General features: G+C 42.3%; 13 protein-coding genes. 2 read left to right on the top strand and 11 right to left on the bottom strand.

Going from position 1 to position 13,490, the window contains the following annotated elements; translation table 11 throughout:
* Nucleotides 1–57: 57 nt before the first annotated feature.
* The 10 genes from HMPREF2685_RS04430 to HMPREF2685_RS04385 form a co-directional block, all read right to left on the bottom strand.
* A complete protein-coding gene (locus HMPREF2685_RS04430; RefSeq protein ID WP_070465552.1) occupies nucleotides 58–1,983 on the bottom strand; it encodes a DUF2207 domain-containing protein in 1,926 nt (641 codons plus the stop codon).
* A gap of 58 nt (nucleotides 1,984–2,041) precedes the next feature.
* Complete coding sequence (locus tag HMPREF2685_RS04425) at nucleotides 2,042–2,722, bottom strand: YwaF family protein (RefSeq protein WP_070465550.1); 681 nt, start codon at nucleotides 2,720–2,722, stop codon at nucleotides 2,042–2,044.
* 14 nt (nucleotides 2,723–2,736) lie between these two features.
* On the bottom strand, nucleotides 2,737–3,423 hold the full coding sequence (locus HMPREF2685_RS04420; protein ID WP_070465547.1) for a YwaF family protein: 687 nt from the start codon (nucleotides 3,421–3,423) through the stop codon (nucleotides 2,737–2,739).
* 25 nt (nucleotides 3,424–3,448) lie between these two features.
* Nucleotides 3,449–4,150, bottom strand: a complete 702-nt coding sequence (locus HMPREF2685_RS04415) for a YwaF family protein (protein ID WP_070465543.1) — start codon at nucleotides 4,148–4,150, stop codon at nucleotides 3,449–3,451.
* 55 nt (nucleotides 4,151–4,205) lie between these two features.
* Nucleotides 4,206–5,573, bottom strand: a complete 1,368-nt coding sequence (gene murF / locus HMPREF2685_RS04410) for a UDP-N-acetylmuramoyl-tripeptide--D-alanyl-D-alanine ligase (protein ID WP_070465540.1) — start codon at nucleotides 5,571–5,573, stop codon at nucleotides 4,206–4,208.
* Between the two features lie 277 nt (nucleotides 5,574–5,850).
* Nucleotides 5,851–6,897 (bottom strand): D-alanine--D-alanine ligase, encoded by a 1,047-nt coding sequence (locus HMPREF2685_RS04405; protein ID WP_070450454.1) that lies wholly within the window; start codon nucleotides 6,895–6,897, stop codon nucleotides 5,851–5,853.
* Nucleotides 6,898–6,973: 76 nt separating this feature from the next.
* A complete protein-coding gene (gene recR, locus HMPREF2685_RS04400) occupies nucleotides 6,974–7,570 on the bottom strand; it encodes a recombination mediator RecR (protein ID WP_003002450.1) in 597 nt (198 codons plus the stop codon).
* 10 nt (nucleotides 7,571–7,580) lie between these two features.
* Complete coding sequence (pbp2b, locus tag HMPREF2685_RS04395) at nucleotides 7,581–9,632, bottom strand: penicillin-binding protein PBP2B (RefSeq protein WP_070450447.1); 2,052 nt, start codon at nucleotides 9,630–9,632, stop codon at nucleotides 7,581–7,583.
* A gap of 421 nt (nucleotides 9,633–10,053) precedes the next feature.
* Nucleotides 10,054–10,686: a DUF421 domain-containing protein gene (locus HMPREF2685_RS04390; RefSeq protein WP_070465538.1), complete on the bottom strand. Its 633-nt coding sequence runs from the start codon at nucleotides 10,684–10,686 to the stop codon at nucleotides 10,054–10,056.
* The gene (locus tag HMPREF2685_RS04385; RefSeq protein ID WP_070465535.1) at nucleotides 10,683–11,135 is read right to left on the bottom strand and encodes a DUF3290 family protein; all 453 of its coding nucleotides are present in this window, start codon (nucleotides 11,133–11,135) and stop codon (nucleotides 10,683–10,685) included. The genes HMPREF2685_RS04390 and HMPREF2685_RS04385 overlap by 4 nt, the downstream gene beginning before the upstream one ends.
* Nucleotides 11,136–11,270: 135 nt before the next feature.
* Between HMPREF2685_RS04385 and HMPREF2685_RS04380 the strand changes: the two genes are divergently transcribed.
* Entirely contained in the window at nucleotides 11,271–12,098 is an 828-nt protein-coding gene (locus HMPREF2685_RS04380; RefSeq protein WP_070465533.1) for an exodeoxyribonuclease III, read from the top strand.
* An 11-nt stretch (nucleotides 12,099–12,109) separates the two neighbouring features.
* Nucleotides 12,110–12,496 carry a bleomycin resistance protein gene (locus HMPREF2685_RS04375; protein ID WP_004219638.1) on the top strand — a complete coding sequence of 129 codons (387 nt, stop codon included), beginning with the start codon at nucleotides 12,110–12,112 and terminating at the stop codon, nucleotides 12,494–12,496.
* 234 nt (nucleotides 12,497–12,730) lie between these two features.
* On the opposite strand, the gene HMPREF2685_RS04370 is transcribed toward HMPREF2685_RS04375, so the two are convergent.
* Entirely contained in the window at nucleotides 12,731–13,354 is a 624-nt protein-coding gene (locus HMPREF2685_RS04370; protein WP_070465530.1) for a hypothetical protein, read from the bottom strand.
* Nucleotides 13,355–13,490 lie beyond the last annotated feature (136 nt).

Raw genomic sequence — 13,490 nt, 5'->3', positions numbered from 1 at the left:
TTTGAAAGCAAAAAGAAAGACCAAAATCCGTAGATTCTAGTCTTCTTTTCACGGCTATCAAAAGGCACCAAATCCTCCGCCACCGCCACCATCAGAGAAGCCACCGCCGTCAAAGCCGCCACTGCCATCTGAAGAGTTAGTAGAGAAGCTTGAAACGCTATAGGAATCATCTGCATAACTCATCAAGGTAGAGCCGTCTAGGAAGGAATTTGAAGAGGTCGTTAGCCAAAGAACAGTGTCCCAGTCTTCATATGGTAAGGAAATCTGATGATTTTGGAGTACCTGGCTCACTTTTTTAGCTTGACCATACATAGTTGCATAGACTAAGATGCGATTCCATAGGATGACACTCTCAAGTTCTGCTTGGTTGAAATTTGGAATACTTTCGATCATATTTCGAAAGGCCATCCATTGGAATTGTGCATCCAAGTTCTCTAAGGATTGTAGATGATCTTCACGGATTTTCACAACAATATAAAATGGAATGAAGAAGACGACCAACAATACAATCATCCAAAAATAGAAGGAAGATAGATATGAACCAAATCCAAAAGATAAGAAACACATACTCACGAATAAGATCAGTAAGAGCCAAAAGTGTAGGGCACAACCTGTTTTTGAAAGGGCTTCTTCTTTCTCAGTTAAGTCTCTAAAATAAGAGGGCAATCCTAATTTCGCAATCTCCTTGTCGACACCTTTTGACAATTGCTGGGCATCCTTTTTTAAAAGCGATTGAACGGTACTTCCGACTTTTCGAATACGGTCTCGTTGTGTGTCTGATTTAGCAGCTCGAAAATCTTTTTTTAAGGCTGCTTTGTCGATTTTATACCTTGAAAATACTTCACTGATATTGATTTCAGTTTCTTGATCAAAGATCATTTCAATAAACTTCAATTCAAAATCAGCCAAGCCTTCATGGTGAAGGCAAGTCAGGGTTTCCCCATTTTCATCTCTCGTCAAACGAAGATTTCCTCGATCAATAAGATCTAACATGGTTGCTTGAATGAGATGATTAAATTTTAGTTGGCCCTTCTCTCTAGACATCACCATCCGTTCAAAATCAAGTTGATACAGTGCCTTAGCTAGGACAAGAGGAGGTAAATTCTGTGGTGGTTCGTATAATCGTACTCCTTTTGCAATCCGACGAGTTCTGGTACTGATAAAATACCGGATCCATGGAATGAAAGCGAGAATAAATAAAAGAATCGATACAATTGGTACAACCTTGAGTAGAAGAGTCCGATAGAGGAACGTTTTTTGTTCAATGGATTTCTCTTTTTTGAGAAATTTCTCTTTTCCATTTCCCTTGTTAATCTCATTTGCTTGGTCTCGACGCAGGGCTTCTGTCATTGGCCAATAGGCATGCAGTTCGAGCTTTCCATTTTTTGGAAAATTCTTTGTCCAAATATGATAACCAGTTGCAGTCTGTTCGACTTGGGCTGGTGGATTAAAGTAACCAGTATGGGCATACAGTTTTCCCTGCTTGGCATCCAAGCCATTCACATAAAAATCTAATTTCGCGACTTTCTCATCTCCATCTGAAATAGGAAACCAGTTCAATTCTGCAATATCCTTGTAGAAAGTCAAGAGATGATCAATCTTCCATTTCACTTTGATCTTGACCGTGCCACCGACGATACGGGCATTGTATATTTTTAATTGATGGCCATCTTCCAGGTCTGTTTCCTCTACACGAATCTCTCGTTTTTCCCCATCCACATAGGCTTCCACCTCAGGATTACGATGAATCTTAAACCCTTTTGGAAGAGGATCAGCGCTTCCTAAGGTCACATATTGACCATGATAGCCTGTCTGAAACTGATAGGTGATCTCTTGTGTAAATGTTGCCTGGCTATCTTCCTGCAATTGGAGGTGACCCACATAGGATTCAATCGAATAGCGAACTTCTTCATCCGCATGTGCTGTCGTTATTGTACAAAACAAACTCCAAACGAGGGAGATCATTAGCAAGAAACGCTTCATATATTCTCCTTTGATATAAAACAGGGTTGAGACAGAGATGCCCCAACCTTTATACTGGTTATTTTCTCACTTTCACCCGCTCACTTCTGCGACTGAAGATCTGATTAAAGAGTAATAAAGCAAGGGCTAAAATACTAGATACAACCAGGTAGTTGAGCCAGACTTTATCCCCTCTCATAATCGGAGGGCGGGCCATCAAACCATAATTACCTCCCGTCAATTGATTGACTCCAACCAGGAATAAATCTAAAACAAAGGTATAGAGAACAATCTGACTATTTTTTAAGAGGTTTCGATCATACCATCTCAGGAGATAAATCAAGGAATTGATCAGGAGACAGTAATGTCCGAGGAGGAAAGAAAAGCTCGTAATATGAGGGAAAGTGTAGGGATCAAAGACTGGATAGCCCAAAGCAAAGATGGCTCCACTCACTCCCATCAAGGCAAAGAACTGTTTGCTTTTCCATCTGTCTGGTAAAAACAAGACCGCAAACATGGCCAAGCGGCAATGATAAAATGGTAAACTGTTGGACCAAGGAATGTGGTAGGCAAAATACCAAAGATACAAGCAAATTAACTGGAAGCCTTGTAAGTATTGAAAGCATTTGCGAAATTGCTCATTCTGATAATAGCGAAGTGACATCATGATCGCTGTCACAACGAACAAGACCATCACACTATACCAAAGTGCTGAGATTGCTGGTGGTTCTGTTGATTCTGTAGTGAAAAATTGATGCATAAAACCCTCCTTATTTAAACAGATTCAGGTATTCTTCTTTTCTTACTGTACTGAACGATAGTATTGATGAGGATCAGTGTCCCCGTCATTAGGACTGTCACGATGAAATAGTTGAGAACAAGGCCATGGTCTCCTAGCACAGGTGGTCGACGCAGAAAGCCATAGTTTCCGCCCGTTACAAGGTTGGCTAGAACAATAATGGCATTGACCCCAAACGTCATCTGACAGATCTTCCAAACGGCCCCTTCTTCCACCTGGTAGGATTGAACCAGATAGATTAGGCAGTTGGCCAAGAGGGCCCAGTGACCAAAGACATTGTTGATCGAGGAAACGTGAGGAAAAGGGTAGGGATAAAAAACAGGATGAACCAAGGCCATAATGGAGCCAAAGACTCCCACGAGGGCAAAATATTGCTTGAAGCTTCCCTTAGGAGCTAAGAGAATAATCCACATGGCCACCCGGCTATGATAGAAGGGAAGACTCTCTGAAAGAGGCAAGCGAGCAGCTAGATACCAAGAGTTGATGATGAGCAACTGGATCAACTGCCCCCAATACCAAAAGTTTTGGTAGCCTTTAGAGTGAGCAAATCGAATGGACAGAACTCCCACTACTACCAATGAAGTTGGCAATAAGAAATACCAGACCCCCAATTGAGGAGGGGCCGTTGGTTGACTGGTAAAAAATAAGTCCCAAAGTGTCATGATTTCTTTCCCTTATCTGCTCTTTTTATTCTGAACGCGAAACTATACTCTCTTCGACTATCTTGTATTTGTATTTATAGCGTTGATTGACCAAGCAAATACCAGCCACCATCACGATGCTGACCAAGAGGTAGTTCAAGAGAGCACCGTGGTCTCCAATGATTGGTGGACGCTTTAAGAAGCCGTAATCTCCACTGGTCAAAAGGTTGACAAAGAAAATCAAGGCATTCATGCCAAAGGTGATCTTAACAATTCGTAGGCTGTCTTGCTTTTCCGACTGATAAAAATCTTGCAGGTAAATCAAACTATTGGCAAACAAGGCCCAGTGACTAAAAATCAGATTGAGCACGGTAATATGGGGGAAGGGGAAGGGGTCAAAGGCTGGATAAACCAAGGCCGCAATGGATCCTAGAACTCCCAACAAGGCAAAATATTGCTTGATATAGGTTCCTCTCGGAGCAAAGAGTATTGCAAGCATGGCCAAGCGGCAATGATAAAAAGGCAAATTATCTGTCAGAGGCATGTGGGCTAGAATATACCAAGCATTGATGGTTAAGACTTGAATCAATTGTGCCCAGTACCAAAAGCGTTGGTAGCTTTTGGACTGCGCATATTTGATAGAAAAGTAGCCAACCACCAACAAGGAAGCTGGTAGGAAAAAATACCAGAGTCCAAACTCAGGCGGGGCTGATTTTTGGTTCGTAAATAATAAATCCCAAAGTGTCATGTTTTTATCCCTTTAGTTTATAGTAGCCTATTTTGTAGAACTTCCTTCACATTTGCTAGGCTTTTTCTAATTCCTCTACCAATTTGGCTAAATGCATGGAATTGCTTCCCTTGATGAGGATTTGGTCCTGCTCTTTTAAGCTTTCCTTGACTTGTTTGACCATGTCCTCAAACTGGTCTTCCTCAGCTGTTTTTTTGAAATAATAGACATGTCCAAGTGGGAACATCTGACTCGCTAATTGGGCTAAGCCCGCAATGTCTTGACCGTAGAAAATAACCGTATCCAAGACATCTGGCGAGAGGCTGAGAATCATTTGGTTGTGCAGATCTACAGATTGCTCCCCTAGTTCTTTCATATCTGCCAGGACGGCTAATTTTCGGCCATTTGGATTCGCAGGAATAGTCGAGAAGGTTTCTAAAATCAAACGCATAGCCGTCGGATTAGCATTATAGACATCGGATAAGATATCTGCTCCATTACTGGCCTTTTTCCATTCCGTTCGGTTACGCGTCAATTGCAAGGTAGCAAAACTATCACGAATCGCCGCTTCGCTCACTCCTTCTTGCAGGGCAACATAAGCTGCAATCATGGCATTGGTCGCATTGTATTTTCCTGTTACTGGTAGATCAATGGCTTCTTCTAAGAAATTAGCACGGAAAGTTAAGCTATCCTTTCGCTCGATTAACTCGGTAATAAAAATCTCCTCGTCTGGACCAAAGCGGACCACTTTTTGTTTTTCAGGGAGGTAGGCATTCACGATCGGATCAGCTGGAACCACCAGAAGGCCACCTTCTGGCATGCCATCCGCAATTTGGAGTTTTCCTTTTGCGATCTCGCTTCGATCTTTGAAAAATTCCAAATGGGCTTCTCCAATCAAGGTGACAATAGCAGCTTTGGGATGCGCCAGTTCTGACAAGAGATGGATATCTCCTAGATGGTCTTGCCCCATTTCAAGGACGAGTTTGTCTGTCCCTTCTGGCATATGGAGAACCGTATAAGGAAGACCAATTTCATTATTATAGTTTCCCTGTGTTTTATAGGTCAGGTAGGTAGTGGACAAAAGCTGTGCCAACATATCTTTTGTGGTTGTTTTACCATTTGACCCTGTCACAGCCAAAACATCCACTTTTGTCTTTTGAAGATAGGCTGCAGCCAATGTTTGAAAAGCACTCAAAACATCTTCCACCAAAATATAAGGGTGGCCTTCAATCACTTTCTCTGAAAAAGTGGCTACGGCTCCATTTTCAAAAGCGGTCTCGATGAAATCATGACCATCACGCGCTCCCTTTAACGGAACAAAAAGGTCTCCCGGCCCAATCAAACGGCTGTCAAATTCAGGCTTGACGAGGGCCACATCTTCAAATTGGCTGATATCATTTTTTGCATGTACTAGATGAGCAACTTCATGTAATGTGAGATTCATATCCGACTCCTCAGTTCTCCGTAGCGTCGTCCCCAAAAGTCTAGACGCTCGTTTCAAATTCTTCTCATTATACCATATTCTAGACCACAAAAAAAGTGGCTGGGACAGAAGTCCTAGCCTCTTGATTGTTTTTGGATTGTCGAGCAAGACGCAGTGGTTGAGTGGGCTCTACTACGCTGATTTCATCAGCTTTTACAGCCCTACTCAACTGTGCGGAGGTGGGACGACGAAATCGAATTCTAACGAATTACCGATTTCTGTCCCACTCTCTCTTTTCTTACAACAAATGCGCTTCGTGTTTTTGGAAGACTTCTTTTCCAAGCTCTACTAACTTGGTGATCAAATCTGTATAGTTGAGTCCCATATTGTCCCAAAGCAAAGGATACATAGACCATTGGGTAAATCCAGGCATGGTATTGAGTTCGTTTAAGAAGATCTCTCCTTTATCAGTATAGAAGAAATCACAACGCGCCAAGCCCAGACCGCCGACCGCACGAAAGGCTTTTTCTGCGTTGGTCCGCATGGTTTTCACAACCTCAGGGTCCAATTGAGCTGGAATCGCCATGGTAATTTTGTTGTCGATGTATTTGGCATCATAATCATAGAAGGCCACATCTTTCACAACTTCACCTGGCAAGGTGCTCTTCACATCATAGTTTCCAAGTAGTCCAACTTCGATCTCACGCGCATTGACTCCTTGTTCTACCAAGACACGGCTATCGTATTTGAAGGCCAATTCGAGAGCAGCCCGAAGCTCTGTTTGGTTTTCAGATTTTGAAATCCCTACACTAGAGCCCATATTGGATGGTTTGGTAAAGACAGGATAAGGGAGATTAGCTTCAATTGTAGCAATTTTCTCTTCCAAGTCATCGCCTTCCACTACAGCTACATAAGGAACTTGTGGAATCCCTGCAGACTCCAAGACCCGTTTGGTCGTGATCTTGTCCATCGCAACACTGGAAGCTAGGATGCCACAGCCGACATAAGGCATCTTCAAGACTTCTAAGAAGCCTTGAATGGAACCATCTTCTCCCATTGGTCCATGAAGAACTGGAAAGACTACTGCTCCTTCCTTGTAAATCGCAGATGGTGCCACTTTTTTAGACCAGTCCACTGTATCATTGGTCATCAATTTCTCATCATCCGCTGGTTTTTCTTCAAAAGCTTGCGTCTGGATGAAGTCTCCTGACTGCGTAATAAAGTAGGTTTGAACCGAAAATGCTTGGTAATCAATCGCGCGCATCACGCTTTCTGCTGAAAGAACAGATACTTCACGTTCTGCACTACGTCCACCATACAACAGGATTAAGTCTTGTTTACTCATAGTTTCTCCCTAATTGTTCCCTTGATTTCTTACTTGATAGTATACCACAATGATAGCCCTTTCGAAAGAACTTCTCTTATAATTCTGTCCGATTTTCGATCGCGCGAAGAAGGGTCACTTCGTCCGCATACTCGATATCGGCTCCAACTGCTAGCCCCCGTGCCAAACGGGTCACTTTGATGCCTGCTGGTTTGAGTACACGCGAGATATACATAGATGTCGCTTCCCCGTCTGCCGTCGCATTGGTCGCAACAATGACCTCTGTGACTGTTCCATCCATCAAGCGACTAATCAAACTCTTGAGATTGATGTCATCGGGTCCTACGCCATTCATGGGCGAGATCAAGCCATGCAAGACATGATAGCGACCGTGGTATTCCTGGATATTTTCCATAGCAGATACATCCCGGCTATCTTCTACAACCAGAATGAGGGATGGATCCCGCGTTTCATCTCGACAAATCTCGCAGGTTTCTTCATCGGTTAAATTGCCACAAATACTGCAATACCCCAGCTCACGCTTGGCATTCAGTAAGTTCTTGGCAAATTCATTGACATCATCATCTGACATACCAATGGTGTAAAAAGCCAGACGAGTCGCTGTTTTGATCCCAATTCCTGGCAACTTCGAATAGCTGTCAATTAATTTTGCAATAGGTGCTGGATAAAGCATAGTTTCCTTTCTAATTCATGGGGTGTTTCTGATTGTATAAGTTAATAATGTCACGCGTAATGGAATGACTGACCGTCGCTTGTAGATTGGTATTATGTGGAAAAACCACTGCTACCGCAATCTTTGGATTGTTTGACGGTGCATAAGCCACCACATTGGTATTAATGGCTTGTTTGCCTCCATCGACTGTGGTTTCAGCTGTACCGGTCTTGGCACTAATGGAGACACTAGCACCTTGACCGACAGTTTTCCCTGTCGTCAAACCACTCGTACCATTCGCAACCTGATAGAACCCTTGCTTGATCAAAGCCATGTCCTCCGCTGAGATATGGACCTGATTGAGCTCCTTGGTTTCGATCGCTTTTTTCAACTGACCAAGGCCCCCTTGATCATTATTGTCATAGATGCCTTCGACGACATGAGGACTCACTCGCTTCCCATCATTCGCTACGGTTGCCGCATACTGAGCCAATTGCATAGGCGTATAGTTGTCAAACTGACCAAAGGCATTGGTCAAATAATTACCGACTGTGTAGTCTTTTGGAATAAAACCGGTCGATTCATTGGGAAGGTCAATCCCCGTTGATGTCCCAAGACCATACTCTGCAAAAGTAGAGCGCAGTTTTTTCATAGCCGGTTCAACCTGATCCACTTGTAAGGTCATATTTGGAGTGTAAGGTTGCCCCATCATCTTAAGGGCAATTTGGACCATATAGGTATTGGAAGAGTATTCCAATGCTTCCACCGCATTGATGGAACGACTACCGTATTGGGTAAACCAAGAATTGATAGGAGCGGATCCTGCAAAAACAATCGGCTGATCGGTCAGAACCTGGTTCCCTGAAATGGCTCCATTTTCCCATCCAGAAGTCAAGGTCGCTCCTTTGACCACGGATCCTGGAACGAAGACGTTGGTCACTGTCCCTAAAGCATCTGCTGATAGATCTTGACTACCAGCCTGGTGTTTAATCCCTGCCATGGCAAGGACCTTCCCTGTATCAGGCTCCAGGGCTACAGCATAGACACCTTCGGAGTATGTCGCATTTCCAGCTTGCAACTCTGCGCTAAAGGCAGAGCGAAGGATATCTTCCACTCCTTTTTGGAAATCCAAATCAATCGAGAGCTTGAGGTTTTCTCCTTTGGCCCCTTTTGAAACGTCGACCACTTTCTCCATGTTGCCATTTTTATCTAGGAGAATTTCTTTTTCACTGCGTTTGCCTTGAAGGACGTTTTCGTATTCCTTTTCGAGATAAGACGTTCCAACCCGGTCATTGAGAGCATAGCCTTTTTTGACATAATCCTCAACCTCTTCTGCTGGAAGTCCCGTCTGCTCGGTCGATACATTTCCAATAATAGAGGCTAGAGGAGTATCCAAAACCTTCCGGTCCCAGCTAGTCGTGATGGCAATTCCCGGAAGGTCCTGACTATCCGCTGCGATGGTCGCAATCTGCTCAGCTCCTAGTGCCTGCGTCGTAATGATCCCTGTCGCAAAATTCTCCACCGCATTCATCTGGCTATAGAGATAAATAATCTTTTTCTCATCATCTGTATAGCCGAGTTTTGAAGGGTCGATACTATCCACTGCCGCTTGATAAATCTTGGCTTCCGGCAGGCGGTTGCCATCGGTATCAAATTTCTTTTTCTCAGGCAGGTGTTCCACGACCTCTTGGTAGACCTTGGTATTGGCTAGATAGTAATCCACTTCTTGCCGTTCGGTTACTTGAGGATTTTCTACATCGACATACTGTAAGAGTTTCCCAGCTGTCTCTCGCATTTCTTGGGCCGTCATTTTACGATCCCGCGTAAAAGTCAGGACCTGTTTGCCCACATTTTCCACCAAGGGTTTACCAGAAGCATCATAGATTTGCCCTCGCACACTCCCTTGTTTGACCGTCTTTTTCGTAGCTTTTGCCAATTTATCCGTATAGTAGGCTTGGTGAGTGATCTGCATATAGCCAAGTCGGGCAATCAGCACCAAAAAAAGAAGGCAAATCAAACTAAACAGCAGGTAGAGTCTGCGTGTAATCGAATGATTCTCAAACTTCCGTATTTTCTTCTTCATGAAATGTTCTGTCCTTCTTTTCTAATCAACACTTACCTTCCATTTTACTATTTTTCCAAGAGTATCTCAAGAAAAGGAAGGGACCTTTCCTGGAATTTTATGAAGAAAAAAGATTGGACCTGCTCGCCCAATCTTGAAATTAACACAAACTTTTTTACATGTACAACCTTATGTGAGGTGGTTGAAAAAATATTGATTTTTAATTTTTAAGCTTATTCAAGCATATGTCGAAACTTTCCGCCGTGAGAAAAGTTCCTGAAACACAATTGTTTCAGGAACTCGGGAGTTTTGAAACCTTAGGTTCAAAACTAAGTCATGGAACTTCGTCGAAGTTCGCTGACGTCCGTACTCACCTAAGGAAAGTTTTTAAGACTATTTTGTCTTCAATTTGAGATTGGACAGGCTCGCCCAATCTCTTCTTCTAATAAGTCACAACATTGATTTTTCCTTTGTCATACTCGGCAATGAAAATATCCAAAACATTGTCATAGCCTTCTTTTTCCAATTCAGCCCGCAACCACTCTTCACTTTTCCCAATTGTTTCCAAAATTTCAAGCTGAACCACACCATCAGTAATGATCGGGTATTTAGGATTTTCATCCCCCGCACGGACAACGATAATTTGACCGTTTTGTTCAATGACAGCTCGTTTCACTCCCTTTAATTGGAAAATTCCTTGTGAACGCAATTTCAAGGCAACGTCTGAAGCAGAAAGTCCCTTGGATCGACAAGCTTCCGGATCAAGCTTCCCATTTTTGATAATGACAGTTGGTTTGCCATCGATCAAGTGCTTCATAAAACGGACATTGGTATTGAGCCATTTTAAGAGCAAGATCAAAATAGTCCACATCAAGAGAATCACTATGTATTGAAGAATGGTAATGGAGCTATTGTAAATCACCCCACCAATAATTCCCCCCAGAACAAAGTTCTGTATCTGGTCTACTGCAGAACTTGGTGCTAAGTTTCCTTTCCCGGTCACATTGATCACAAATACCAAGGAAATCAAGCCAAGAGCTAATTTAATCAAAATGGTTATAAAATTTACTGTCATTTGTTCACCTCCACAAGTTCTACGTCTGTTTTATATAGATCCATCTTTTCTAATAGATAGCGATCCGGGTCAGAGCCTGCGATAGCTCGGTAATAAACCTCTCCAACTTTCAGAATCGCCCCATCTGTGGCCGCTGAAGTATTGACATAGACATCTTCTTTTTTGATATCCAACTCCTTTGAGATGACTTCAATAAAATGGAGTGAGCGTTGGAACTGGTCATTATTACTTTGGCTATTTTGAAAATTGCTGATACTGATCAAGACCACTACCACCAGAGTTAAAATGGAGATAATAGACAATTCGCGGAATTTGCTATCGTGCTTATTCCGATAGGCTTTCACCGCAAAAAAACCAGTCAGTAGAATGAGCAAACCAGAGATCACAATGGTCACCCAATTTTGCTGACTAATCTGATTCAATACATAGTCATAAGAGTAAAATTTCATAATGAACTCCCTTTCTCCAAATGAATTCAAGCTATTATAATGTATTTCAGGAGAGAATTCAAGGCATTCTAATCAGAAAATCATTAAATTTTTGTTATAATAAAATTATCCATCATGTCAAGAAAAGGAAACACAATGAAACTCATTTCATGGAATATCGACTCGCTTAATGCTGCATTAACCAGTGATTCAGCACGCGCTAAACTTTCTCAAGAAGTCCTCCAAACCTTGGTTGCTGAGGATGCGGATATCATTGCCATTCAAGAAACCAAGTTATCCGCCAAAGGACCTACCAAAAAACACCTTGAAATCCTTGAGGAACTCTTCCCTGGCTATGAAAACACCTGGCGCTCTTCTCAAGAACCGGCTCGTAAAGGCTACGCTGGAACCATGTTCCTCTATAAAAAAGAGCTCACACCCGTTGTGACTTTCCCAGAGATCGGAGCCCCTTCGACCATGGACTTGGAAGGTCGGATCATTACCTTGGAATTTGATAAATTTTTCGTTACTCAGGTATACACACCTAACGCTGGTGATGGTCTCAAACGTTTGGAAGAACGTCAAGTATGGGATGTCAAATATGCTGAATATTTGGCTGAATTAGACAAAGAAAAACCTGTCCTTGCAACCGGTGACTACAACGTTGCTCACAAGGAAATCGACCTTGCTAACCCAGCCAGCAACCGCCGTTCGCCAGGATTCACAGACGAAGAACGCGAAGGATTTACAAATCTTTTGGCCAAAGGATTTACAGATACCTTCCGCCATGTCCATGGTGATGTCCCAGAACGCTACACTTGGTGGGCGCAACGAAGTAAAACCTCAAAAATCAACAATACGGGCTGGAGAATCGACTATTGGTTAACCTCAAACCGCATTGCTGACAAGGTCACTAAATCAGATATGATTGACTCAGGCGCTCGTCAAGATCATACACCAATTGTATTAGAAATTGATTTGTAAGGATGGTCTTTATGAATTTCAATGCAGTGATTCCTGAGTTTATTGTATCGAATTTAGAGCAGTCCCGTTCCTTCTACTGTGATTTACTGGGTTTTACCATCGAATACGGGCGACCAGAAGAGAACTTCCTCTTTCTTTCTCTTGAAGAGTGCCAGCTAATGATAGAGGAGGGGAGTAAGGAGGAACTAGCTGAACTGACCTACCCCTTTGGTCGTGGAGTTAATATCTCCTTCGGCATAAAAGATGTCCCTAGACTCTATCAAAAAGTAATCGAGTCTAACTATCCTATTCATCGTCCTTTGACCAAAAGAAAATTTCGTGTTGGTGAACAATATATCTATCCCCATGAATTTGCAGTTCTAGATCCAGATGGCTATTTTTTAAGATTTAGTGAATAAGAAAATAGATCACTAGAGTAGAAAAAGAAACAAAAAAAGAAAGAGGCTGGGACAAAAGTCCTAGCCTCTCAATTATTTTTGGATTGTCGAGCAAGACGCAGTGGTTGAGTGGGCTCTACTACGCTGATTTCATCAGCTTTTACAGCCCTACTCAACTGTGAGGAGGTGGGACGACGAAATCGAATTCTAACGAATTACCAATTTCTGTCCCACTCTCTTTTAGTCTTTTGGGGATTATTTCCCAGGAATATTTGGATCTAAGCCCCAAGATTGCTCGAGAACAGGTCTTAAGGCTTTAATCATATCTTCTGAACCTACGATTGTGATATTGTATACTTTATCGCCTTTTTGGAATACCCATTCGTACAAAATGTTCCCATTTTTAAATGTTACTTTTATTAAGAAAGCGTCCTCACTGGCAAAAATAGCTTTTACACCTTCTAAACTAGTTTGATTTTTGGCTTTTCCCCAGAAGCTATATAAACGGTCCGCAAGTAACTGTGCGTCAAAGGTTTCGTTGGGGCCAAGTTCAACAGTATCTTTAGTGTTTGATTCCATTAACAACATATTGTGTTTGTCTGGTGATGAATATTTGAGCGTTTTGCTACTTTGAGCTTTGAAATTATATACGACCCAATCTTTAGGGATATTGATATAACCAAAATTTTCATTTCCGATACGTTGAGTATCTGCAAGGGATATTTCTTTTGCCCTAGAAGAAGACCCAGGAGTTGTTGTTTGAGCTTTTGTCGTTGATGCAGCCGTAGTTTCTGTTGCTTTCTTCTCTCCGTTTCCGCATGCTGCTAGTATAAATGCAGATAGAAGCGTTACAGAGCTTAATATTATTTTGTTTTTCATCAGGATTGTTCTCCTTAAAGTGGTTGACTCACATGTATTATATCATTTTTTATAGTTTATTTAAATTAAAACAGGAAACGCTTTCACTAAAAAGCATAGGGTATAACAAAAGAAAATTTCGTGTTGGTGAACAATA

This window comes from Streptococcus sp. HMSC074F05 (assembly GCF_001808725.1).
Taxonomy (GTDB): Bacteria; Bacillota; Bacilli; order Lactobacillales; family Streptococcaceae; genus Streptococcus; species Streptococcus parasanguinis_I.
This window is presented reverse-complemented; position numbering and strand designations above follow the sequence as displayed.

What these genes read in the sequence shown, in the direction of transcription:
- HMPREF2685_RS04375 (WP_004219638.1), top strand. Translation starts at nt 12,110, where the DNA reads ATGAATTTCAATGCAGTGATTCCTGAGTTTATTGTATCGAATTTAGAG.
- HMPREF2685_RS04425 (WP_070465550.1), bottom strand. Translation starts at nt 2,722, where the DNA reads ATGCATCAATTTTTCACTACAGAATCAACAGAACCACCAGCAATCTCA.
- HMPREF2685_RS04420 (WP_070465547.1), bottom strand. Translation starts at nt 3,423, where the DNA reads ATGACACTTTGGGACTTATTTTTTACCAGTCAACCAACGGCCCCTCCT.
- murF (WP_070465540.1), bottom strand. Translation starts at nt 5,573, where the DNA reads ATGAATCTCACATTACATGAAGTTGCTCATCTAGTACATGCAAAAAAT.
- recR (WP_003002450.1), bottom strand. Translation starts at nt 7,570, where the DNA reads ATGCTTTATCCAGCACCTATTGCAAAATTAATTGACAGCTATTCGAAG.
- HMPREF2685_RS04405 (WP_070450454.1), bottom strand. Translation starts at nt 6,897, where the DNA reads ATGAGTAAACAAGACTTAATCCTGTTGTATGGTGGACGTAGTGCAGAA.
- HMPREF2685_RS04385 (WP_070465535.1), bottom strand. Translation starts at nt 11,135, where the DNA reads ATGAAATTTTACTCTTATGACTATGTATTGAATCAGATTAGTCAGCAA.
- HMPREF2685_RS04380 (WP_070465533.1), top strand. Translation starts at nt 11,271, where the DNA reads ATGAAACTCATTTCATGGAATATCGACTCGCTTAATGCTGCATTAACC.
- HMPREF2685_RS04390 (WP_070465538.1), bottom strand. Translation starts at nt 10,686, where the DNA reads ATGACAGTAAATTTTATAACCATTTTGATTAAATTAGCTCTTGGCTTG.
- HMPREF2685_RS04370 (WP_070465530.1), bottom strand. Translation starts at nt 13,354, where the DNA reads ATGAAAAACAAAATAATATTAAGCTCTGTAACGCTTCTATCTGCATTT.
- pbp2b (WP_070450447.1), bottom strand. Translation starts at nt 9,632, where the DNA reads ATGAAGAAGAAAATACGGAAGTTTGAGAATCATTCGATTACACGCAGA.
- HMPREF2685_RS04415 (WP_070465543.1), bottom strand. Translation starts at nt 4,150, where the DNA reads ATGACACTTTGGGATTTATTATTTACGAACCAAAAATCAGCCCCGCCT.
- HMPREF2685_RS04430 (WP_070465552.1), bottom strand. Translation starts at nt 1,983, where the DNA reads ATGAAGCGTTTCTTGCTAATGATCTCCCTCGTTTGGAGTTTGTTTTGT.